The sequence below is a fragment of the Mycolicibacter sp. MU0083 genome (assembly GCF_963378075.1).
Taxonomy (GTDB): domain Bacteria; phylum Actinomycetota; class Actinomycetes; order Mycobacteriales; family Mycobacteriaceae; genus Mycobacterium; species Mycobacterium kokjensenii.
Genome location: NZ_OY726394.1, coordinates 4,092,815 through 4,112,899 on the forward strand (window position 1 = coordinate 4,092,815; position 20,085 = coordinate 4,112,899).

A 20,085-nucleotide genomic window follows, 5' to 3' on the forward strand; every position below is an offset into this window, starting at 1 on the left:
GGACTCAGGCGGCGCTCGCCAGGTGATACGAGCGATAGCTGGTCAACACCGCACTGGGCACCCGGCTGGGCGGCGCCTGCGGGGCCAAGCCGGGGAATCGGTCGAACAGCGCCCGCAGGCCCGACCGGATCTGCATCCGGGCCAGCGGCGCGCCCAGGCAGACGTGCGGGCCGAATCCGAAGCCCAGGTGGCCGGTCGGCGGCCGGGTCAGGTCGAGCCGATCGGGGTCGTCGAAGACCGCCGGGTCGCGGTTGGCGGCGGCCAATCCGAGCAGGATCGGCGCGCCGGCCTCGATGACGTGCTCGCCGATCTCGATCGGTGCGGTGGCCACCCGGGAGACCATCAGGGCGGGGCTGACCATCCGGACCAGTTCGTCGACGGCGTGCGGGGCGGCGGCCGGATCCGCCAGCAGCCGCCGCTGCCCGGGGTCGTCGATCAGTGCGGCGGTCGCCCCGGTCAGTACCGCGGTGGTGGTGTCGTGGCCGGCCGACAGCAAGAAGATGGCATTGTGCAGCAGTTCGTCGTCGGAGAGCGGCAGACCGCCGGTGGCCACCACCGACAGCAGGTCGTGACCGGGAGCGGCGCGGCGCAGCTTCAGCAGATCGGCCAGCAGGTCCTTCATCGCGGCGGCGGCGGTGTCCGCGGCGCCGAACACACTGCGCGGTGCGGCCGGTTCCAGTGCGGCGATCAGTGCCGTGGACCAGGCCGCCAGGTTGTCCAGCTCGCTGTCGGGTACGCCCAGCAGGGTGGCGATCATCCCGAGCGGCAGCGGTTTGGCGAACTCGGCGACCAGGTCGAAGCCGTCCGCGTCCAGGCCGGCCGCCAGCCGGTGGGCCCGGGCGTCGACGTCGGATTCCAGCGGGGCCAGGGCCCGCGGGGTGAAGGCCCGCGACAGCGGGGCCCGCAGCCGGCGGTGATCCGCGCCGGAGCGGTAGAACAGGTTGTGCTCCACATGGGTCAGGTACGCCCGTCCCGGGTCGAGCTTGCGGCGGTACAGGTTTCGCCTGTCGGTGCCGGCCCGATCGTCGCGCAGCATCGCCAGCACGTCGGCGTATCGGGTCAGCACCCACAGGCCCTGGCTGTTGCGGTGCACGGGCTCGGCTTCGGCGAACCGGCGCTGGTACGCCAGTGGATCGGCGTGCAGGTCCGGGTCGCGGAAGTCGAAGTCGAGCCCCGCCATCAGGTCCGTTCGGCGAGCCAGGACGCCACCAGGTCGGCGCAGACGGTACGGCTGTCGGTCGGCTGCTCCAGGTAGTGGTCGCCGGCGATGAAGTGCAACTGCTTGTCGGTGGCGGCCAGCGAATCGTGAATGTGGCGGGCGTCGCTGGGGAACACCCCGGTGTCCGCGGTGCCCTGAATCACCAGCGACGGCAGGGTGATCCGTTCCAGGTGGGGGGTGCCCTGGCAGAACGAGGTCTGCAGGCTCCACATCGACAGCCAGGTGCGCAGCGTGCAGTGCGCGGCGATGTTGTAGGGCGACCGGTTGGCGCGACGCGGATCCCCCAGGTAGCAGGTGTTGAGCGGGCGGTCCGACGGGTCCAGCGACGGGTCCAGGTAGCGCGGGTCGGCCCACACCCGGTGCACCGAGAACGCCCGGTCGTAGCTGCCGCCGGCCTTCAGCCGCGCCAATTCGGCCTGCGCCCATGCGGTGATCCGGTCGTTGCGGTCGCGCTGGGCCTGCCGGTAGCGGGCGATGAACTCCGGGGTGTAGGGCGGCGCGTTGCGCTCGTCGTACATGTCCAGGGTCGGGTCGCACGACAGCGGATCGGACTCGTCGGTCACCGACGGGTCGATCCAGGCGGTCAGCACCTCGGGACGCCCGGCATGCGCCTGGGTGGAGATGTAGAGGTCGCCGGGCGGCAGCGCGTTCACCGCGTCGGGCACCGGGCCACCGCCGACCGCGGTGATGTGCGGGTCGACCGCCTGCGACTGGTAGGCGGCCATCAACGAGCCACCGCCGGAGTTGCCCAGCAGCACCACCACGTCGACCCCGCGCTGTTCCCGCAGCCACTGCACACCCGCGGCGATGTCCAACAGCGCGTGTTCGAGCAGGAACAGCGACTCGCCGCTGCGGTAGCGGGTGTTCCAGCCCAGGAATCCGTAGCCGCGTTCGGCGATCAGCGGCGCCAGGTAATGCTCGGCGAAGTCCACGTTGTAGTGGGCGGCGATCACCGCCACCTTCGGTGCGGCGCCCGCCGGCGTCCAGTACAGGCCCTGCGCCGGGTGGTAGCCGGCCGGGTTCACCACCCCCGTTGCCGAGGTGAGTGAGACGAATTCGCGGGTCACCGCCACTGTGTTACTCCTTTGATCCTTCAGCTCTGTTCGCGCCAGGTCACCGAGCGATACCAGGTGTCGGTGAGGGTCTTGATGGCCGCTTCCTCGTCGAGTTCGCGGCCCGCGACGTCGCCGCCCGCCACCAGCCAGACGTAGGTGAAGTGGTTGAGCATGGCGACGATCGCCGATCCGACCAGTTCCGGGTCGGCGTCGGGTGCATAGCCCTTGCGCTGCGCCATCCGCACCGTCTGCGCGACCCAGGCGATCGCGTCGCCGCACATGTCGCGCCAGCGCTGGGCGAAGTCGTCGTTGATCATGGCCAGCTGGAACACCCCGACCATGACGCCGCGATGCTCCCGGTAGGTCTCCCAGTGCGCGCGTACCGACTCCTCGATGATCTCCCGCAGATCCTGGCCGGGATGCAGCGCCTGCACGGCCCGGCTGCGGGCCAGCGCCCGGAAGTCCTCGGCCAGCGAGGCCAGCAGGTCTTCCTTGGACTCGAAGTAGTGGTAGAACGACGCCGGCGAGCGCCGGGCGGCCGAGGTGATGTCGGTGATGGTCGTCTTGAAGAAGCCCTTGCGGGCGATCACCTCGCGGGCCGCCTGCTCCAGGCGGGCCTGGGTGTCGCGGCCGCGGATCGTGGGCCGCGCCTCGCCTCCGGTCGACGTCATGCCGGTCGGCCCGGCTCAGCCGAGCCGGCGGGCGGGAGTGGCGGGGTGCAGCCCGGCCGCGGGGGTGGGGAGTGCCATGACGCTCGAACCTCCTCGGGGGACCGCGGCGGGGCTGACGGCGATACCGTAGCACCAGAACTGAATCTAAAATCAGATTCGGTTCTGCTGGCGCGCCCTCGACAAACCCGGATAGAACATGTTCTAGTTCTTCGCATGACGAATCCGCAGTTCAGCCGCGCCGAACTGGCGGCCGCATTCGAGGTGTTCGAGCAGACCGTCGCCCGCGCCGCCGAGACCAAAGACTGGGACGCCTGGGTGGCGCACTACACCCCGGACGTGGAATACATCGAACATGCGATGGGCACCATGCACGGCCGCGACGAGGTCCGCGCCTGGATCCGCAACACCATGTCGACCTTCCCCGGCAGCTACATGACCGAGTTCCCGTCGCGCTGGTCGGTCATCGACGAGGCCGGCGGCCGCATCATCTGCGAACTGGACAACCCGATGCGCGACCCGGGCGACGGCACCGTCATCAGCGCCACCAACATCTCGATCGTCACCTACGCCGGCGACGGCCTATGGTGCCGTCAGGAAGACATCTACAACCCGCTGCGGTTCGCCGCCGCGTCGATGAAATGGTGCCGCAAAGCCCAGGAGCTCGGCACCCTCGACGACGAGGCAGCCGCCTGGATGAAGAAGTTCGGAGGCAACGCGTGAGCGCCCACCCCAAACTCGTCATCGGCGCCAACGGATTCCTCGGCTCGCACGTCACCCGCCTGCTGGTCGACGCCGGCGAGGACGTCCGCGTGATGGTGCGCGACGGTGCGAACACGGTCGCCATCGACGACCTCGACGTCACCCGTTTCCACGGCGACATCTTCGACTCCGCCACGCTGCGCGAGGCGATGACCGGCTGCGACGACGTCTACTACTGCGTGGTGGACACCCGGGCCTGGCTGCGCGATCCGAGCCCGCTGTTCCACACCAACGTCGAGGGCACCCGCAACGTGCTGGCGGTGGCCGCCGAACCCGAGATCGCCGCCGGCCTGCGCCGGTTCGTGTTCACCAGCAGCTACTCCACGGTCAATCGGCGGCGCGGGCACGTCTCCACCGAAGCCGACGTCATCGACCCGCGCGGGCTGACCCCCTACGTGCAGTCCCGGGTGCAGGCCGAGGAACTGGTGCTGCGCAGCGCCGCCGAGACCGGGCTGCCCGCGGTGGCGATGTGTGTGTCCACCACCTACGGCGACGGCGACTGGGGGCGCACCCCGCACGGCGCGTTCATCGCCGGCGCGGTCTTCGGCAAACTGCCGTTCCTGATGAAGGGCATCGAGCTGGAGGTGGTCGGGGTCGACGACGCCGCCCGGGCGATGATCTTGGCCGCCGAACACGGCCGCAACGGCCAGCGCTACCTGGTCTCCGAACGACTCATCGAACTGTCGGATGTCATCAAAATCGCCGCCGACGAGGCCGGGGTTCCCCCGCCGTCGCGCTCGATCTCGGTGCCGGTGCTCTACGCGCTGGGCGCGCTGGGCACCCTGCGGGCGCGACTGTCCGGCAAGGACGCCGAGCTCAGCCTCAAATCGGTGCGGATGATGCGCGCCGAGGCGCCGGTGGATTGCACCAAGGCGCGCAGCGAGCTGGGCTGGCAGCCGCGCCCGGTCGAGGAATCGATCCGGGAAGCGGCGCGTTTCTGGATGAAAATGCGCGACGCCCGAAAGCACGCCAAGAAGTGAGGTGATGGCCGATGAGTCACGGCGATTCGAACCGGCGGCCGGTGCACATCCCGACCGCCGACTACCCGATCACCGTGGCCCCGACCGGCCGGCGGGTCACGGTGCGGATCGGCGGCCAGATCGTCGCCGACACCGTCGACGCCCTGACGCTGCGTGAAGCCGACCGGCCCGCGGTGCAGTACGTGCCGATGGCCGACGTGCGGGGCGACCTGCTGAGCCGGACCGACACCACCACCTACTGCCCGTTCAAGGGCGATGCCGTCTACTACCGGGTGACCACCCCGGACGGCAGGGTCGTCGATGATGCGATCTGGGCCTACGAGCAGCCGTTCGACGCGGTCGCCGCGATCGCCGGGCACGTCGCGTTCTACCCGGACAAGGCCGACATCACCGTCGCCGACGGCTGAGCCGCGTCAGAGCCCCAGCGCCGGCCCGGCGAACCGGGTGTCGGTGTACTCGCGCACCGAGACGATCCGGCCGTCCCGGGTGTCGACGATGTAGGCCAGCGGACTGTCGTAATGCGAACCGTCGGCGGTCGTGCACTCCCCGAGCGCCTCGATCACCACGGTCTCGTGCTCGTTGATGCAGCGGACCAGATCCAGGCTGATCTGCAGCCCGGCACGGCGCTGCTCCACCTGCCGACGCAGGGTCTGCTTGTCGACGTCCTGCCGCGTCAGCATGCTCCACCAGGTGAAGTCGTCACTGACCAGCGCGAAGGTGTCGTCCAGATCGTCATCGCCACAGATGCCCTGCAGAAACATCCATGCCAGTTCCGCCTGCGGGTCATCGAACGGTGTGGCCACTCCCCCATGGTGGCGTGGGGAAACGCGATGGTCAACGCGAACACCGCATACCTATGATCGCGTCATCGACCGTTCCGTGCGCCGCACCGTCACCTTTCCCGGCCCGGTCAGCCCCGGGCTGACCCTGGCGCCGTTGCGCCGCGGGCCGGGCGATCCGTGCCTGCGGGTCGACGGCGACACCATCTGGCGCACCAGCCTGATGGCCGGCGGACCGGTGACGGCACGCATCGCGCGGACGTCGCCGACGACGGTGGAGTGCGTCGCGTGGGGTGCCGGGGCCGCAGAATTCCTCGACACCGCGCCCGGACTGTTGGGCGCCGACGACGACGCATCGGATTTCGTCCCGTCGGAGCCGACGGTGCTCGCCGCGCAGCGCGCACTGCCGCACCTGCGACTGGGCCGGACCGGGCGGGTGCTCGAAGCGCTGATCCCGGCGGTCCTCGAACAGCGGGTGCCGGGGACCGACGCCTTCCGGTCCTGGCGTCTGCTGGTCACCGAGTTCGGCACCGCGGCGCCCGGACCGGCACCGGCGGGTATGCGGGTGCCGCCGTCGCCGGAGGTGTGGCGCCGCATTCCGTCGTGGACGTTCCACCGCGCCAACGTCGACGGCGGGCGGGCCCGCACCATCGTCGGCTGCGCCGGGCGGGCGGCCGCGCTGGAACGGCTGGCGGGCCGGTCGCCGGCCGACGCGCGGGCCGCCCTGCGCTCACTGCCGGGGGTGGGCCGGTGGACGGCGGCCGAGACCGCCCAGCGGGCCTTCGGCGACGCCGACGCACTGTCGGTCGGGGATTACCATCTGGCCCCGATGATCGGTCGCACGCTGTTGGGCCATCCGATCGACGACGAGGCGATGGTGGAACTGCTGGAGCCGATGCGACCGCACCGGTACCGGGTGGTGCGCCTGTTGATCGCGAGCGGGCTGGCCGACGGCCGGCGCCGCGGCCCGCGCCTGCCGGTGCAGCGGATCAGCTCCCGGTGATCGGCCCGGGCTCTTCGACGGGGGGCGCGGTGGCGAACCGGCCGGAGTCCAGCGCCTCGAGCAACTGGTCGGCGATCCAGGCGAACGCGGCGTTGTCGCGGGGCAACAGGACCTGCTCGAACCCGACCAGCAGGTACATCGCCCAGTTGGCGAACAACTCGGCCTGGCGGTCGTGCTGCAGCACCTCGCGCGCCGACTGGTAGACGATGTCGTAGCGCTGCCGGTCCACCTCGGCCTGCACCTCATACACCCGCGGATCGGCCGAACTCCACGACCGGATGGCGCCTTCGGCGCCGTGCGGCAACGTCATGGCGATCTCGATCAGGCTGCCGACGCGCTGACGTGGATCTGGAATGGCCCGTACGAATTCCACGTGCTGGACGGTGCGCTCCTCCAGCCAGTGCTGGATCAGGTCACGGGTGTAGACCGGCCAGCTGGCGAAGTAGTGGTAGAAGGAGCCCGTCGTCACACCGAGCCGATTGCAGACCTCGGCCAGCTTGAGACCGCCGTAGCCCAGTTCGGACAGCACGTCGAGACCTGTCTCGAAATACGCCTGACGAGAGAGGACCGGAGCCATAAGTCGACTTTAGTTGGCGTGACCTGCGGGCGGCGGGTATACGACGATGCCTCCCCCAGACGCCGGTAAGTGAATGAATATTCTGGAAATACTGCCGGGTAACCGCCCTTCATGTCAGGATTCTTCTCATGCAGAAGTCCGGATTTCGCCAGGTCGGGCGTCCCCGGGGGCCCCGGTCGGGCCTGACCCGGGAACGCATCGTGGCGGCCGCCGGGGGGATCTTCGGCGAGCTCGGCTACCACGCGACCACCTTCCAGGCGATAGCGGAACGCGCACAGTTGACCCGCCCGGCGATCAACCACTACTTCCCCCGCAAAGACCTGCTCTACCAGGCGGTCCTGGCGCAGACCTGGGCGTTGTTCGACGGTGCGGTCGAGCGGGCGCGTTCGGAGACCACCCTGATCGGGCAGTTGTCGTCGGTGATCCTGTCCTTCGCGCAGCTCGGCGAGGAGAACCGCACCGCGGCGGCCTTCGCGGTGACCGCGGTGCTCGACGCCCAGCGCGACCCGGAACTGCGGGAGCTGGTCGGCGACCTACAGGCACCCACCCGCCAGTTCCTGTCCGGTGTGCTCGGCAACGCCGTCGACCGAGGCGAGTTGGTCACCGAGGCGGGGATCGATGAGCTGACCGAGACGGTCCTGGCGGTGTTCTGGGGTATCGGCTTCTACGTGTCACTGGTGGACAGCCAGGACGCCTCGGCGCGCGTGATCGCCAACGTGCAGGCCCTGCTGTCTCAGCAACTCTGGCAATTGCGTCAGCCGGCCGACGGCAACGGTTAATAGACCGGCTAACTTTCGTCGCTAGCATGGTCGGCGACCCCGGGGTACGACCCGGGCCGCAACCAAGCGAGGTAACCCGATGAGTGCACTGCGTACCGACGACGACACCTGGGACATCGCCACCAGCGTGGGCTCGACCGCGGTGATGGTGGCCGCGGCGCGCGCGGCCGAGACCGCCGGGCAGGACCCGCTGATCTCCGACCCGTACGCCCACCTCCTGGTCGCCGACGCCGGTACCGGGATCTGGGAGACGCTGCTCGACGGCAGCCTGGTCGACAAGGTGGCCGCCATCGACCCGGAGATCGCCGCGGTGTACCACCACATGCGCAACTATCAGGCGGTCCGGACCCACTTCTTCGACGCCTTCTTCGCCGACGCCACCGCGGCCGGGATCCGGCAGGTGGTGATCCTGGCATCCGGGCTGGACTCGCGGGCCTACCGGCTGGACTGGCCGGCCGGCACCACGGTCTACGAGATCGACCAGCCGAAGGTCCTCGAATACAAGGAGCGGGTGCTGTCCGCGGCCGGTGTGACGCCGTCGGCGCAGCGCCGGACGGTCGCCATCGACCTGCGGCAGGACTGGCCCACCGCGTTGACCGCGGCCGGCTTCGACCCGGCGGCACCCACCGCGTGGCTGGCCGAGGGGCTGTTGATGTATCTGCCCGCCGACGCCCAGGACCGGTTGTTCGAACAGATCACCGCCCTGAGTGCGCCCGGCAGCCGAATCGCGGCGGAGACCGCCGGCAACCACCGTTCCGACGAGCGCCGCGAGCAACTGTCCGAGCGGTTCAAGAAGATCGCCGACACCATCGGCGTGGCGCAGAGCGTGGACATCCAGGACCTGATCTACGCCGACGAGGATCGCGCGCCGGTGCGGGAGTGGCTCGACGGGCACGGCTGGCGGGCCGCGGCCCAGCCCGCCGCCGCCGAGATGCGCCGGCTGAACCGTTGGGTGGAGGTGCCCATGGGTGACGACGCCGACGCCTTCTCGGACTTCGTCACCGCGGTGCGCGCCTGATCCCCCATACCCCGACCCGCCCTGGCGTCGCCGATTCACTCCCCGTATACAGAGAAGGCCTGGATCGAATCGAGGAAGGAATCTGATGTCCGGAGTGCAGGATCGTGTTGTCGTCGTCACCGGAGCCGGTGGAGGGTTGGGCCGTGAATACGCCCTGACCCTGGCCCGCGAGGGGGCCTGTGTGGTGGTCAACGATCTCGGTGGTGCCCGCGACGGCACCGGTGCCGGGCACAACATGGCCGACCAGGTGGTCAGCGAGATCAAGGAGGCCGGCGGCCGGGCCGTCGCCAACTACGACAGTGTCGCCGACGCCGACGGCGCGGCCAACATCGTCAAGACCGCGGTCGACGAGTTCGGCAAGATCGACGGCGTCGTCAGCAACGCCGGCATCCTGCGTGACGGCACCTTCCACAAGATGACGTCGGAGAACTGGGACGCCGTGCTGCAGGTGCACCTCTACGGGGGCTACAACGTGGTGCGGGCGGCGTGGACGCACTTCCGCGAGCAGGGCTACGGCCGCGTGGTCGTGGCCACCTCCACCAGCGGGCTGTTCGGCAACTTCGGCCAGGCCAACTACGGCGCGGCCAAGCTCGGCCTGGTCGGCCTGATCAACACGCTGGCCATCGAGGGCGCCAAGTACAACATCAAGGCCAACGCCATCGCCCCGATCGCCGCGACCCGGATGACCGAGGACATCCTCCCGCCGGAGGTGCTGGCCAAGCTCAAGCCCGAGTACGTCGCGCCGGTGGTCGCCTACCTGTGCACCGAAGAGGTCGCCGAGACCGGCTCGGTGTTCATCGCCGGCGGCGGCAAGGTGCAGCGCGCGGCGCTGTTCGAGAACGCCGGCGCGGTCTTCGAGAACCCGCCGTCGGTCGACGAGATCGCCGCGCAGTGGTCGACCATCGCCGACCTGTCGGCGGCCAAGGCCGCGAACTTCTCGCTGCAGTAACCCGGCCGAGCCGGTTGTCGTGCCGGGTCACCGGCGCCGGCCGGGCGGTCAGCGCAGCAGCGCGTTGCGCAGTCCGTCCAGGTCGGCGTCGGTGACCCCGGCGGCCGCCAGGAAGGCGTCGAACGAACCGAAGTTCTGCTGGATGGAGCGGTCGGCGGCGTCGAGGTAATCCGGCCGCACCCCCAGCACCTCGTCCGAGAGCCGGGCCTCGGTGAAGGTCAGCACCTCGGGCGTGATCTCGGCCTCCGGCCGCGACCGGACCATCTCCATGATCCGGTCGCGCAGCACCGGCACCGCGGCGTTGCTGCGCAGATAGTCGGCGACGATCGCATCGCGGTCCACCCCGGCCGCCTGCAGCACCACCGAGACGACGAAACCGGTCCGGTCCTTGCCCGCGAAGCAGTGCGCCAGCACCGGCCGGCCGGTCGCCAGCAGCGACACCACCGTCTGCACCGCGCGACGCGACCCCGCCAGGGTGGGGAAACGCTCGTACTCCTCGAGCATGAAACGTGCGGCCACATCGGCGGCCGAGTCCTCGTCGGGCTTCTCCGCCATCATGTTGCGGAACGCGTCTTCGTGCGGCGCCGCGCCGTCGGGGTCGGGGTCGTGGTCACCGGCCAGGTCGGGGAAGGGCAGCAGGTGGATTCCGACGCCCTCGGGCACCAGGCCCGGCCCGCGGCGGGTGACCTCTCGGGGCGAGCGCAGGTCTGCCACATCGGCCACCCCGAGGCTGCGCAACACCTCGCGGCCCCGGTCCTCGAGTCGGCTCAGTTCACTGGAGCGAAACAGGCGGCCCGGACGCAATGCGCCGGCGGTCTCCGACACGTCGCGAAAATTCCACGCCCCGGGCAGATTCGGCTGGGAGGTCACCCGGCCACGATAGGGCACCGCGCCGGCGGCGTCGTCGCGCAGACGCAAAAACCCCCGATCCGCGCTGGGATCGGGGGTCGTGCGGTGTACCGGCGCCTTAGATCGGCGGGTAGTTCTGCGGGGGGTAACCGCCGCCGCCGTCGACGCCGCGCAGACCCCAGGTCAGGTACTTGAAGAAGAACTCGGCTTCGTCGCTCATCTCGTAATCCGGATTCGGATCGTAACCGTAACCAGGACCCATGTCGTCATCCCCTTAGCTTGGATCCGCCCAGTTTAGTCCGCTCGTCAACGTCGGGACACCGGACTGCATAGAATCCTTCCAACCAGTTGATTGACGCGCCGTTAACGCGGCCGGCCGGATAGCGAGTGAACATGGCAAACGGCAAGGCTACGCCGGGGGCATCCACCCAGGGTCCCTCCCGTCGCGAGGAGCTGCTTGCGGTCGCCACCAAGTTGTTCGCCGCCCGCGGCTACCACGGCACCCGGATGGACGACGTCGCCGACGTGGTGGGGCTGAACAAGGCAACCGTCTACCACTACTACGCCAGTAAGTCGCTGATCCTCTACGACATCTACCAGGGCGCGGCGGAACGCACCCTGGCCGCGGTCCACGACGACCCGTCCTGGACCGCACGCGAGGCGCTGTACCAGTACACCGTGCGGCTACTGGACCAGATCGCGGTCAATCCCGAGGGCGCGGCGGTCTACTTCCAGGAGCAGCCCTACATCACCGAGTGGTTCACCGAGGAGCAGGTCGCCGAGATCCGCGAGAAGGAAGCCCAGGTCTACGAGCACGTGCACGGCCTGATCGACCGCGGGATCGCCAGCGGCGAGTTCTACCCGTGCGATTCGCACGTGCTGGCGCTCGGCTACATCGGCATGACGCTGGGCGCCTACCGCTGGTTGCGGCCCAGTGGCCGGCGCAGCGCCAAGGAGATCGCCGCGGAGTTCAGCACGGCGCTGCTGCGCGGGCTGATCCGCGACGAGAAGATCCGGGTCGAGTCGCCGCTCGGCGACTAGCGCGTCGGCTCCAGCACCTCGACCCCGACGTAGGGCACCAGCGCCTGCGGCACCCGCACGCTGCCGTCGGGCTGCTGGTGGTTCTCCAGGATCGCCACCAGCCAGCGGGTGGTCGCCAGCGTGCCGTTCAGCGTCGCGGCGGTCTGCGGTCGGCCGTTCTCGTCGCGGTAGCGGGTCGACAGTCGGCGGGCCTGGAAAGTGGTGCAGTTCGACGTCGAGGTCAGCTCCCGGTAGGTGGCCTGGGACGGCACCCACGCCTCGCAGTCGAACTTGCGCGCCGCCGAGGACCCGAGATCGCCTGCGGCGACGTCGATCACCCGATACGGCACCTCGATGTGGGCCAGCATCTCGCGCTGCCAGCCGAGCAGCCGTTGGTGTTCGGCCTCGGCGTCCTCGGGCCGGCAGTAGACGAAGCCCTCCACCTTGTCGAACTGGTGCACCCGGATGATCCCGCGGGTGTCCTTGCCGTAGCTGCCGGCCTCCCGGCGGAAACACGACGACCAGCCGGCGTAGCGCAGCGGCCCGGCGGACAGGTCCAGGATCTCGTCGGAGTGGTAGCCCGCCAGCGGCACCTCGGAGGTCCCCACCAGGTAGAGGTCGTCGGCTTCGAGGCGATAGATCTCGTCGGCGTGCGCCCCCAGAAAACCGGTGCCGGACATGACCTCGGGGCGGACCAGCGACGGGGTGATCATCGGGGTGAAGCCGTTGTCGACGGCCACCCGCACCGCCAGCTGCAGCAGGCCCAGCTGCAGCAGTGCGCCGCGGCCGGTCAGGAAGTAGAACCGCGAGCCGGAGACCTTGGCACCGCGGCCCATGTCGATCAGGCCCAGCGCTTCGCCGAGTTCCAGGTGGTCGCGCGGGTTCTCGATCGACGGCGGCTCACCCACCACGTCCAGCACCGCGTAATCGTCCTCGCCGCCGGCGGGCACCCCGTCGATGACGACGTTGGCGATCGCCAGGTGCGCGGCGGTGAACGCCGTCTCGGCCTCGCCCTGGGCGGTCTCGGCGGCCTTGACCTGTTCGGCAAGCTCCTTGGCCTGCGCCAGCAGGGCGGGCCGCTCCTCGGGCGACGCCTTGCCCACCGACCGGCTGGCGGTCTTCTGGTCGGCCCGCAAGGTGTCGGCGGCCGCGATCGCGGCGCGGCGCGCGGTGTCGGCGGTGAGCAGGGCGTCCACCAGGGCCGGGTCCTCACCGCGGCTCACCTGGGAGCGGCGCACACGGTCGGGGTCTTCACGCAGCAGCTTCAGGTCGATCACGGCAAAACCCTACAACCTGGCGGACGGCATCACTTTCGCATCATTTGTCACGCGTCGAGGACTGCCTGTCAGAATGGACCCGATGTCGAAGGCAGCCGACCAGCCGGATCCACCCGCCAAGCGGGTGTCGTTGCGACGCACGCTGCGGGCCACCTCCACGCGCCGCACGCTGTTGCTGACCGCGCTGGGCGGCCTGCTGATCGCCGGTCTGGTGACCGTCGCACCGCTGCTCGACGAGGGCCCGGCCGCCCTGCTGAGCCACCTGGGCGCCGAACCGGTGGCGGTGGCCGGCGGCAAAGCGGCGGCCCCGGCACTGGGGCTGGGCCCGGTCAAGGGCAACGAGGCGATCGACCGCGCGCTGGCCGGCGACTGCCTGAACTGGCCGGACGACGACCTGGACGGGGCCACGGTGGTCGGCTGCGCCGAGGAGCACAAGTTCGAGGTCGCCGGCCCGGTGGACATGAACATGTTCCCGGGATCCGAGTACGGGCCCGACGCCCCGCCGCCGTCGACCGCCCGCATCGAGCAGATCACCCAGGAGCAGTGCGAGTCCTCGGTCCGCCGCTACCTGGGGCCCAAGTTCGACCCGCACAGCAAGTTCGTCGCCAGCATGCTGTGGGCCGGCGACCGGGCGTGGCGCCTGCACGGCGAACGGCGGATGCTCTGCGGCCTGCAACTGCCCGGCGAGGGCGGCCGACAGGCCGCGTTCACCGGCAAAGTCGCCGACATCGACCAGTCCAAGGTCTGGCCGCCGGGCACCTGCCTGGGCATCGACCCGGCCACCAATCAGCCCAACGACGTCCCGGTCGACTGCGCCGCACCGCACACCAAGGAGGTCACCGGCACGGTCAACCTGGCCGAGCGGTTCCCCGACGTGCTGCCGCCCGAGCCCGAGCAGGACGCCTACATCAAGGACACTTGCACCCGGCTCACCGACGAATACCTCGACCCGGTGCAGTTGCGCGACACCACGCTGACCCTGACCTACGCCACCCTGTCGCTGCCCAGCTGGTCGGCGGGGAGCCGCGAGGTGGCGTGCAGCGTGGGTGCCGCGCTGGGCAACGGCGGCTGGGCGGCACTGCTCAACAGCGCCCGCGGCCCGCTGCTGATCAACGGCCAGCCACCCGTCCCGCCGCCCTCGATCCCCGCGGAACGGCTGAACCAACTGCCGCAGCCACGGTGAGCGTCGAGATGGACCCGCGCCGGTTCGACGAACTCGTCGCCGACGCGCTGGACCTGATCCCGGCCGAGCTGGCCGCCGCCTTCGACAACGTCGTCATCCTGGTGGAGGACCGCAACGCCGAGGAACCGGATCTGCTGGGCCTCTACGAGGGCATCGCGCTGACCGAACGCGATTCGAGCTACGCCGGGTCGTTGCCCGACACCATCACCATCTACCGGCGGGCGCTGTTGGAGATGTGCGAATCCGAGGAAGAAGTCGTCGACGAGGTCCGGATCACGGTGATCCACGAGATCGCCCACCACTTCGGTATCGACGACGACCGGTTGCACGAACTGGGCTGGGGCTGACCGCCCTACCCCATCGGGTCGGTGTCGGAGCGCAGCGCGTCCCCGACCGGGTCCGCATCGGGCTCGGGATAGAACGGCGGGGTCAGCGCGCCCCACTGCACGCAGCTCCAGCGCCCATCGGTGATCGGGGCGAGCACCACCGCGGTGGCGTTCTCCAGGTGGTTGTCCAGCACGAACCCGCCGTCCACGCCGGCCAGCGTCGCCGCGGCCAGCCGGATCGCCGCGCCGTGGCTTACCACGACGATGTCGCCGGTCCAGTCGTCGTCGTCGAGGTAGCGCATCCGCAGGTCGGTCACCACCGGCAGGTACCGGTCCAGCACCTGTTCGGCCGACTCCCCGCCGGGCAGCGCGATCCCCGGTTCGCCGCAGTGCCAGCGCTTGTAGGTCTCGTTGAATTCGGCGATCGCGTCGTCGTCGCTGCGATTCTCCAGCGCGCCGGCCTGCACCTCGTGGATGCCGTCGAGCGCGCGGGCGGTCACGCCGAGCCGGCCGCTGATCTCGGCGGCGGTCTGCACCGCCCGGGTGGCGATCGAGTGGGCGATCAGCATCGGGCGGTGGACGCCCGCGGTCGAGGTCGCGAACGCCCGCGCCTGGTCGCGCCCCAGCGGTGTCAGCTCGGATCCCGGCGGGCGGGTGTCGAGGCGGCGGGCGACGTTGCCGACGGACTGGCCGTGCCGCAGCAGGATCAACCGTCCACTCATGATGCCCCCGTTCCGGCCGGCCAGGAACCGAGATAGCGCACGTCGTCACAGCTGTGCCGCAACGCCTCCAGCGCCTGGCCGACGACACCGTCGTCGATGTGGCCCACGCAGTCCAGGAAGAACAGGTAGGTGCCCAGTCCGGTCCTGGTCGGCCGGGACTCGATGCGGGTGAGATCGATTCCGCGGCTGCCGAACTCGATCAGGGCCGCGGCCAGCGCCCCGGGCTTGTTCTTCAGCCGCAGCACCACCGAGGTGCGATCCGAGCCGGTGCGCGGCGGGGGCGGAGCGGGCGGGCCGACCAGGACGAAACGGGTCCGCGCACTGTCCTCGTCGATGACGCCCTCGGCCAGCGCCGTCAGGCCGCGCTGCCGCGCGGCCAGCGCGGTGCTGACCCCGGCGTCCACTTCACCGTCGCAAACCTGCTGCGCGGCAGCGGCATTGGAGTTGGCCGGCAGTACCTGCGCGTGCGGTAGCCGCTCGGCCAGCCAGCGGCGCACCTGGGCGCCGGCCACCGGGTGAGCGGCGACGGTGCGGATGTCGGCGAGCGTGCGGCCCGGCAGCACCACCACCGAAAACGCGACGTCCAAGGCGGTTTCGGCGAATATCTGCAGCGGCGTCCCGATGGCGAGCCCGTCGAGGGTGGGCGTCACACCGCCTTCGATCGAGTTCTCGATCGGCACACATGCGTAGTCGACGGCACCGTCGCGCACCGCCGCGAGGGCGGCCGGCGTGCTGTCGACGGGAACCGGGCGGTGATCGTCGCCGGGGACCAATCCGGCACGCGTCAGTGCGAGCAGTGCCGCTTCGGTGAAGGTCCCCGCCGGGCCGAGATAGCTGATGCGGGTCACCGCTCAACCCTATCGGCCGCGGCCCGCCGGCGCGGCCGTCGGCGACACCGGGGGACGAATCGAATCCGGATTCCGCTGTTGCGCTCCCCCCGGTCTTTAATTAAGTTAGGCTTACCTCACTTCGAAAGGGTGATAGATGGCCACCACGACAGCAGTCACCGTCCCGACCTCCGCCGAGCGGATTCGCAGCGCCTGCATCCGCGGCCAGGCACTCCTGGCGATCGCCGACTCGGCCGATGCCGCACCGGTCGACGCGCCGGTCTGCCACCTGCTGGCCGACGGATCGCTGGTGGTCGCCGTTCCCGCCGGCGACCCGGTCACCGTGGCCGCCGCCGAATCCGGCGTGCAGGCGATGCTGGAGTTGACCGACCACGCCCCGCTACGGCTACGCGAGCGGGTCCGCGCACTGGTATGGATCCGCGGCCTGCTGCACCCGGTGCCCGCCGCCGACATCCCCGTCCTGCTCGACCAGATCGCCGCGGTGGACCCCAATCCGGCTCTGCTGCAGGTCCTCTCACCGCGGTCGGCGAGCCATTCGCGGAGTGTCGGGCCGACACCGGATGACGGTGGTGACGGCTACGCGCTGCTGCGACTCACCCCGGACTCGGCCGTGCTGGCCGACACCACCGGGGCCGAGGCGGTCGAGGTGACCGACCTGCTGGCGGCGCGCCCCGACCCGTTCTGCGCGATCGAGGCGCACTGGCTGCAGCACCTGGATTCGGCCCACCCGGAGATGGTGGCCCGGCTGGCCGCGGTCACCCTGCCGCCGCGGCTGCGGCGGGGCCGCCCCCGCCCGCTCGCGGTGGACCGCTACGGCATGTGGCTGCGGGTGGAGGCCGCCGACGGTGATCACGATGTCCGGCTGAGCTTCCCGCGCCCGGTCACCGACGTGCAGGGTTTGAACCGGGCGGTGCGCGCCCTGCTGGGCTGCCCGTTCCGCAACGGGCTGCCGGCCCGCCGTCTCTAGCGGCCGCCGGCCCAGCCGCTACCGTGACGAGGTGACCGAGCCGCCGGTTGAGCGACGCGCACTGCGCCTGGAGATCGTGCTGGTGCTCGCGGTCACCTACGGCCTGAGCGCCGTCACCGCGATCCTGCAGCTGGCCGACTCGGTGCTGCGCGATCTGAGCGCCCAGAAGATCGCGCTGAACCCCCGCCGGTCCTACTTCGACGTCATCGACTTCGGTCTCAACGCCGCCTGGGCGGTCCAGCTGATCGCGTGGGGCGCGCTGGCGGTCTATCTGTTGCAGCGCAGCGGATACGGGCCGGCCCGCATCGGGCTGGACCGGCGACCGCGGGGCACCGACGTCGCCGGCGGCCTCGGGCTGGCCGCCCTGATCGGACTGCCCGGGCTGGGTCTGTATCTACTGGCCCGCACGCTGGGACTCAACGCCGACGTGGTGCCCGCGGCCGCCGACGGCAGCTGGTGGCGGGCGCCGATGCTGATCGTGATCGCGTTCGCCAACGGGTGGGCCGAAGAGGTGATCGTCGTCGGCTACCTGCTGACCCGGCTGCGGCAACTGCGGGTCTCGGCCCCGGTGGCGCTGGTGTGCTCGGCACTGCTGCGCGGGGCGTATCACCTCTACCAGGGTTTCGGCGCCGGACTGGGCAACGTCGCGATGGGCCTGGTGTTCGGCTACGCCTGGCAGCGCACCGGGCGGCTGTGGCCGCTGATCCTGGCCCACGGATTGATCGACACCGTGGCGTTCGTCGGCTACACGCTCTTCGCCGACCAGCTGGGCTGGCTGCGCTAACGGGTCACGGTCACCGTGACGGTGCCGGCTCCGGCACCGGATTCGATGACCAGCACCGCGGCGTTGGGGCCCGAGACGACCTCGCCGCCGCTCACGCTGACCTGATACCCGTCGGGGAATTGGACGGCGGGGATCGAGATCTGGGTCTGCGACCCGGCCGCGAAGCTGCCCGAACCGTCGGCCATCGCGGTGGAGTAGCTGAACGAGAACACGCCGTCGGAGAACGACCAGGCGTTCGGCACGCCGGCGATCACCTGCGGGTAGGGCTGGGCCAGTGTCGCCACGATGGACTCGCTGACGTTGTCCCCGGTCGGCGCCGCGTTGGTGTCGTGCACCAGCGACCCCGCCTCGTTGGTGTAGCCCCAGTACAGCCAGCCGAACCGGTGCGGGTCGATGGAGTCCAGCTGGCTGGCGATGGTGTCGGTGTTGGAGGTGGCGCCGAACTCGGTGACCACCGCCGGGATGCCGTGGGCGCCGGCGAACGCGTCGGCCGCGCTCATCATCAGCCCGTCCCAGAGCGAGCAGCCCGCGGCACTGCCGGTGCCCAGGGCGTCGAAGATGCAGTAGTCGTGGAACGCGAACACCGTGTTGTCGTCGTCGACCATGTTCAGGTGGGTGACCGGGGCGACGTTGCCCAACAACACGTTCGGCTCGAAGTACACCGTGGTGTCGGTGTCGACCGACCGGATCGCCGCGATCACCTGGTCGTAGAACGGCGTCAGGGTCTGGGCGTCGAAGTGCGGGCCGAACAGGCTGCCCAGCCACGGCGAACCGGGCCACGGCTCGTTCATGATCTCGTAGCCGGCCACCCCGGGGGTCCCGCCCAGGTGGTCGGCGACGGTCTGCCACATCCGCGCGTAGGAGTTCTGCAGCCCGACGCCGTCGACCTTCGTGTTGGACCAGAACGCATCCCAGGCCTGGTTCTGCGCCGGGTTGAGCGCGTAGGCGAACGGGAACGCCTGGCTGGTGTCGTTGTCGTCGGGGTTGAACAGGGTCGCCCAGTCCGGGGCGCCGTGCCCGCCGATCGCGGCACTGTAGAGGTCCTGGTGCATGTCGATGACGCTGACGATGCCGTGCGCCTTCAGCGTCTCGATGGTCTCCTTGACCGAGTCCAGGTATTCCAGGTTGTAGGTACCGGGCTGCGGTTCGATCTCCGACCAGTACACGCCCAGCCGCACCGCGTTGAAACCGTTGGCGGCCAGGAACGCCGCGTCGTCGGCGTCGAATCCGTTGCCGCCCGGGGAGAACGGCGCGGACTTGTACACCTGGTTGACGCCCTGCAGGATGACCACCCGGCCGTCGTGATCGACGATCCAGCCGCCGGCGGTGGCCAGTTCGGCCGGGCCCCTATCCGGGGCCCCGTCCAGCAGACCGGCGTGACCGACCGCGCCGTGGGTGCCCAGCAGGCCACCGGTGCCGCCGGCCCCACCCAGCGCCGGCAGATCTCCGCTGCCGAGGTAGACGCCGTCACCGGCGGCCCCGCCGTCGCCGCCGCTGCCCAACCAGGCCGAGCCGACCCCGCCGTCGCCGCCGTTTCCACCGAGATGGCTACCGTCGCCACCGACGCCGCCGGTCCCGCCGACACCCAGCAGCCAGCCGATCCCGGCGCCTCCGCCGCCACCGATCCCGCCGGTGATCCCGTCGCCGCCAAAACCTCCGGTGCCCCCGACTCCCATCAGCCAGCCGCCGGCACCGCCGACCCCGCCGGCGCCGCCCTCGCCACCGGCGCCGCCGCTCCCGCCGTTGCCGAACATGCCGGCCGCACCACCGGCGCCGCCGACACCGCCGGCCGCGGTGTTGTCCCAGCCGGCCCCGCCGTCACCGAACAGCCAGCCGCCCGCCCCGCCGGCGGCCTGCTCGGCGGTGCCCGCCGCGCCGTCACCGATCATCAGCCCCAGCCCCAGTGTCTGGCTGAGCTGGTTCAGCCCGTCGACGAGCGGGGCCACGCCGGCACTGTCGAGCAACTCCTCCAGACCGGTGTGCAGCGGGGTGTAGACGAAGTCCAGCAACCACGCGGTGGGGTCGGAGAAGTCCAGGATCGATGCGTCGGCGGCACCGGCCGGCAGCCCGGCCCAGTCCGGCCCGTCGAAGGCGGTGGCCACGAACGGCTCCGGCTCGAAAACGTCGCCGAAGATCTCGGCGGACGCCGGCGCGGCCGCGACCAGCGGGGTCACTCCGAGGGCCAAGAAGGCCCCCACGGCCGTTCCCAGCCCGACGACCCGACGTTTCCGCTCGGTGCGACTCTGACTCGCCATCTGCGCCTCGACCTCTCTCCGCGGCCGTGACTACGACCGGCCGGGTCAAAGTAACAATTTGTTGG

Annotated in this window: 23 protein-coding genes; 12 read left to right on the forward strand and 11 right to left on the reverse strand. The window is 70.5% G+C overall.

Annotation, left to right across the window (positions count from 1 at the left end; translation table 11 throughout):
- Positions 1-4 precede the first annotated feature (4 nt).
- Genes RCP38_RS18885 through RCP38_RS18895 form a run of 3 tightly spaced genes read right to left on the reverse strand, consistent with a single transcriptional unit; the run spans position 5 to position 2,945 of the window.
- On the reverse strand, positions 5-1,180 hold the full coding sequence (locus tag RCP38_RS18885) for a cytochrome P450 (RefSeq protein WP_308474426.1): 1,176 nt from the start codon (positions 1,178-1,180) through the stop codon (positions 5-7).
- Positions 1,180-2,292 carry an alpha/beta hydrolase gene (locus RCP38_RS18890; RefSeq protein WP_308474427.1) on the reverse strand — a complete coding sequence of 371 codons (1,113 nt, stop codon included), beginning with the start codon at positions 2,290-2,292 and terminating at the stop codon, positions 1,180-1,182. The genes RCP38_RS18885 and RCP38_RS18890 overlap by 1 nt, the downstream gene beginning before the upstream one ends.
- A gap of 20 nt (positions 2,293-2,312) precedes the next feature.
- Positions 2,313-2,945: a TetR/AcrR family transcriptional regulator gene (locus RCP38_RS18895; protein WP_308474428.1), complete on the reverse strand. Its 633-nt coding sequence runs from the start codon at positions 2,943-2,945 to the stop codon at positions 2,313-2,315.
- A gap of 213 nt (positions 2,946-3,158) precedes the next feature.
- Between RCP38_RS18895 and RCP38_RS18900 the strand changes: the two genes are divergently transcribed.
- Genes RCP38_RS18900 through RCP38_RS18910 form a run of 3 tightly spaced genes read left to right on the forward strand, consistent with a single transcriptional unit; the run spans position 3,159 to position 5,091 of the window.
- Positions 3,159-3,665 carry a nuclear transport factor 2 family protein gene (locus RCP38_RS18900; RefSeq protein ID WP_308474429.1) on the forward strand — a complete coding sequence of 169 codons (507 nt, stop codon included), beginning with the start codon at positions 3,159-3,161 and terminating at the stop codon, positions 3,663-3,665.
- Positions 3,662-4,684, forward strand: coding sequence for an NAD-dependent epimerase/dehydratase family protein (locus tag RCP38_RS18905; protein ID WP_308474430.1), 1,023 nt, complete (start codon positions 3,662-3,664; stop codon positions 4,682-4,684). The genes RCP38_RS18900 and RCP38_RS18905 overlap by 4 nt, the downstream gene beginning before the upstream one ends.
- Before the next feature lie 11 nt (positions 4,685-4,695).
- Positions 4,696-5,091, forward strand: coding sequence for a DUF427 domain-containing protein (locus RCP38_RS18910; RefSeq protein WP_308474431.1), 396 nt, complete (start codon positions 4,696-4,698; stop codon positions 5,089-5,091).
- Positions 5,092-5,097: 6 nt separating this feature from the next.
- Here RCP38_RS18910 and RCP38_RS18915 read toward each other — a convergent pair whose 3' ends face one another.
- Entirely contained in the window at positions 5,098-5,487 is a 390-nt protein-coding gene (locus RCP38_RS18915) for a nuclear transport factor 2 family protein (RefSeq protein WP_308474432.1), read from the reverse strand.
- A 76-nt stretch (positions 5,488-5,563) separates the two neighbouring features.
- Here RCP38_RS18915 and RCP38_RS18920 point away from each other — a divergent pair, with 76 nt between their 5' ends.
- A complete protein-coding gene (locus tag RCP38_RS18920) occupies positions 5,564-6,466 on the forward strand; it encodes a DNA-3-methyladenine glycosylase family protein (RefSeq protein ID WP_308474433.1) in 903 nt (300 codons plus the stop codon).
- Here RCP38_RS18920 and RCP38_RS18925 read toward each other — a convergent pair.
- Positions 6,453-7,043: a TetR/AcrR family transcriptional regulator gene (locus RCP38_RS18925; protein ID WP_308474434.1), complete on the reverse strand. Its 591-nt coding sequence runs from the start codon at positions 7,041-7,043 to the stop codon at positions 6,453-6,455. The genes RCP38_RS18920 and RCP38_RS18925 overlap by 14 nt on opposite strands.
- Before the next feature lie 128 nt (positions 7,044-7,171).
- Between RCP38_RS18925 and RCP38_RS18930 the strand changes: the two genes are divergently transcribed.
- The 3 genes from RCP38_RS18930 to RCP38_RS18940 all read left to right on the forward strand — a co-directional run bounded on the left by RCP38_RS18930 (position 7,172) and on the right by RCP38_RS18940 (position 9,789).
- Positions 7,172-7,822 (forward strand): TetR/AcrR family transcriptional regulator, encoded by a 651-nt coding sequence (locus tag RCP38_RS18930; RefSeq protein ID WP_308474435.1) that lies wholly within the window; start codon positions 7,172-7,174, stop codon positions 7,820-7,822.
- A 79-nt stretch (positions 7,823-7,901) separates the two neighbouring features.
- Positions 7,902-8,840 (forward strand): SAM-dependent methyltransferase, encoded by a 939-nt coding sequence (locus RCP38_RS18935; protein ID WP_308474436.1) that lies wholly within the window; start codon positions 7,902-7,904, stop codon positions 8,838-8,840.
- A gap of 85 nt (positions 8,841-8,925) precedes the next feature.
- Positions 8,926-9,789, forward strand: a complete 864-nt coding sequence (locus RCP38_RS18940; protein WP_308474437.1) for an SDR family oxidoreductase — start codon at positions 8,926-8,928, stop codon at positions 9,787-9,789.
- 48 nt (positions 9,790-9,837) lie between these two features.
- Here the strand turns inward: RCP38_RS18940 and RCP38_RS18945 are convergent, their stop codons facing one another.
- Positions 9,838-10,659 carry a tyrosine-protein phosphatase gene (locus RCP38_RS18945; RefSeq protein ID WP_308474438.1) on the reverse strand — a complete coding sequence of 274 codons (822 nt, stop codon included), beginning with the start codon at positions 10,657-10,659 and terminating at the stop codon, positions 9,838-9,840.
- A 97-nt stretch (positions 10,660-10,756) separates the two neighbouring features.
- Positions 10,757-10,900 carry a hypothetical protein gene (locus RCP38_RS18950; RefSeq protein WP_224863966.1) on the reverse strand — a complete coding sequence of 48 codons (144 nt, stop codon included), beginning with the start codon at positions 10,898-10,900 and terminating at the stop codon, positions 10,757-10,759.
- A 131-nt stretch (positions 10,901-11,031) separates the two neighbouring features.
- On the opposite strand from RCP38_RS18950, the gene RCP38_RS18955 reads away from it, so the two are divergent.
- Complete coding sequence (locus RCP38_RS18955; RefSeq protein WP_308474439.1) at positions 11,032-11,679, forward strand: TetR/AcrR family transcriptional regulator; 648 nt, start codon at positions 11,032-11,034, stop codon at positions 11,677-11,679.
- Here the strand turns inward: RCP38_RS18955 and serS are convergent.
- Complete coding sequence (gene serS / locus RCP38_RS18960; RefSeq protein WP_308474440.1) at positions 11,676-12,935, reverse strand: serine--tRNA ligase; 1,260 nt, start codon at positions 12,933-12,935, stop codon at positions 11,676-11,678. The genes RCP38_RS18955 and serS overlap by 4 nt on opposite strands.
- An 82-nt stretch (positions 12,936-13,017) precedes the next feature.
- On the opposite strand from serS, the gene RCP38_RS18965 reads away from it, so the two are divergent.
- Positions 13,018-14,118 (forward strand): septum formation family protein, encoded by a 1,101-nt coding sequence (locus tag RCP38_RS18965; RefSeq protein ID WP_373692399.1) that lies wholly within the window; start codon positions 13,018-13,020, stop codon positions 14,116-14,118.
- Entirely contained in the window at positions 14,115-14,465 is a 351-nt protein-coding gene (locus RCP38_RS18970) for a metallopeptidase family protein (RefSeq protein WP_308474441.1), read from the forward strand. Before RCP38_RS18965 ends, RCP38_RS18970 begins: the two co-directional genes overlap by 4 nt.
- Before the next feature lie 5 nt (positions 14,466-14,470).
- Here RCP38_RS18970 and RCP38_RS18975 read toward each other — a convergent pair whose 3' ends face one another.
- A complete protein-coding gene (locus RCP38_RS18975) occupies positions 14,471-15,166 on the reverse strand; it encodes a histidine phosphatase family protein (protein WP_308474443.1) in 696 nt (231 codons plus the stop codon).
- Positions 15,163-16,014, reverse strand: coding sequence for a prephenate dehydratase (gene pheA / locus RCP38_RS18980; RefSeq protein WP_308474444.1), 852 nt, complete (start codon positions 16,012-16,014; stop codon positions 15,163-15,165). Before pheA ends, RCP38_RS18975 begins: the two co-directional genes overlap by 4 nt.
- A 136-nt stretch (positions 16,015-16,150) precedes the next feature.
- Here pheA and RCP38_RS18985 point away from each other — a divergent pair, with 136 nt between their 5' ends.
- Together RCP38_RS18985 and RCP38_RS18990 are read left to right on the forward strand one after the other, a co-directional pair.
- A complete protein-coding gene (locus RCP38_RS18985; protein ID WP_308474445.1) occupies positions 16,151-16,981 on the forward strand; it encodes a DUF2470 domain-containing protein in 831 nt (276 codons plus the stop codon).
- A gap of 31 nt (positions 16,982-17,012) precedes the next feature.
- Positions 17,013-17,765: a CPBP family intramembrane glutamic endopeptidase gene (locus RCP38_RS18990; RefSeq protein ID WP_308474446.1), complete on the forward strand. Its 753-nt coding sequence runs from the start codon at positions 17,013-17,015 to the stop codon at positions 17,763-17,765.
- Here the strand turns inward: RCP38_RS18990 and RCP38_RS18995 are convergent.
- Complete coding sequence (locus RCP38_RS18995) at positions 17,762-20,020, reverse strand: cellulase family glycosylhydrolase (RefSeq protein ID WP_308474447.1); 2,259 nt, start codon at positions 20,018-20,020, stop codon at positions 17,762-17,764. The genes RCP38_RS18990 and RCP38_RS18995 overlap by 4 nt on opposite strands.
- Positions 20,021-20,085: the final 65 nt, after the last annotated feature.

What these genes read in the sequence shown, in the direction of transcription:
- RCP38_RS18985 (WP_308474445.1), top strand. Translation starts at nt 16,151, where the DNA reads ATGGCCACCACGACAGCAGTCACCGTCCCGACCTCCGCCGAGCGGATT.
- RCP38_RS18885 (WP_308474426.1), bottom strand. Translation starts at nt 1,180, where the DNA reads ATGGCGGGGCTCGACTTCGACTTCCGCGACCCGGACCTGCACGCCGAT.
- RCP38_RS18895 (WP_308474428.1), bottom strand. Translation starts at nt 2,945, where the DNA reads ATGACGTCGACCGGAGGCGAGGCGCGGCCCACGATCCGCGGCCGCGAC.
- RCP38_RS18900 (WP_308474429.1), top strand. Translation starts at nt 3,159, where the DNA reads ATGACGAATCCGCAGTTCAGCCGCGCCGAACTGGCGGCCGCATTCGAG.
- RCP38_RS18935 (WP_308474436.1), top strand. Translation starts at nt 7,902, where the DNA reads ATGAGTGCACTGCGTACCGACGACGACACCTGGGACATCGCCACCAGC.
- RCP38_RS18975 (WP_308474443.1), bottom strand. Translation starts at nt 15,166, where the DNA reads ATGAGTGGACGGTTGATCCTGCTGCGGCACGGCCAGTCCGTCGGCAAC.
- RCP38_RS18995 (WP_308474447.1), bottom strand. Translation starts at nt 20,020, where the DNA reads ATGGCGAGTCAGAGTCGCACCGAGCGGAAACGTCGGGTCGTCGGGCTG.
- RCP38_RS18930 (WP_308474435.1), top strand. Translation starts at nt 7,172, where the DNA reads ATGCAGAAGTCCGGATTTCGCCAGGTCGGGCGTCCCCGGGGGCCCCGG.
- RCP38_RS18965 (WP_373692399.1), top strand. Translation starts at nt 13,018, where the DNA reads ATGTCGAAGGCAGCCGACCAGCCGGATCCACCCGCCAAGCGGGTGTCG.
- RCP38_RS18925 (WP_308474434.1), bottom strand. Translation starts at nt 7,043, where the DNA reads ATGGCTCCGGTCCTCTCTCGTCAGGCGTATTTCGAGACAGGTCTCGAC.
- RCP38_RS18955 (WP_308474439.1), top strand. Translation starts at nt 11,032, where the DNA reads ATGGCAAACGGCAAGGCTACGCCGGGGGCATCCACCCAGGGTCCCTCC.
- RCP38_RS18910 (WP_308474431.1), top strand. Translation starts at nt 4,696, where the DNA reads ATGAGTCACGGCGATTCGAACCGGCGGCCGGTGCACATCCCGACCGCC.
- RCP38_RS18940 (WP_308474437.1), top strand. Translation starts at nt 8,926, where the DNA reads ATGTCCGGAGTGCAGGATCGTGTTGTCGTCGTCACCGGAGCCGGTGGA.
- RCP38_RS18950 (WP_224863966.1), bottom strand. Translation starts at nt 10,900, where the DNA reads ATGGGTCCTGGTTACGGTTACGATCCGAATCCGGATTACGAGATGAGC.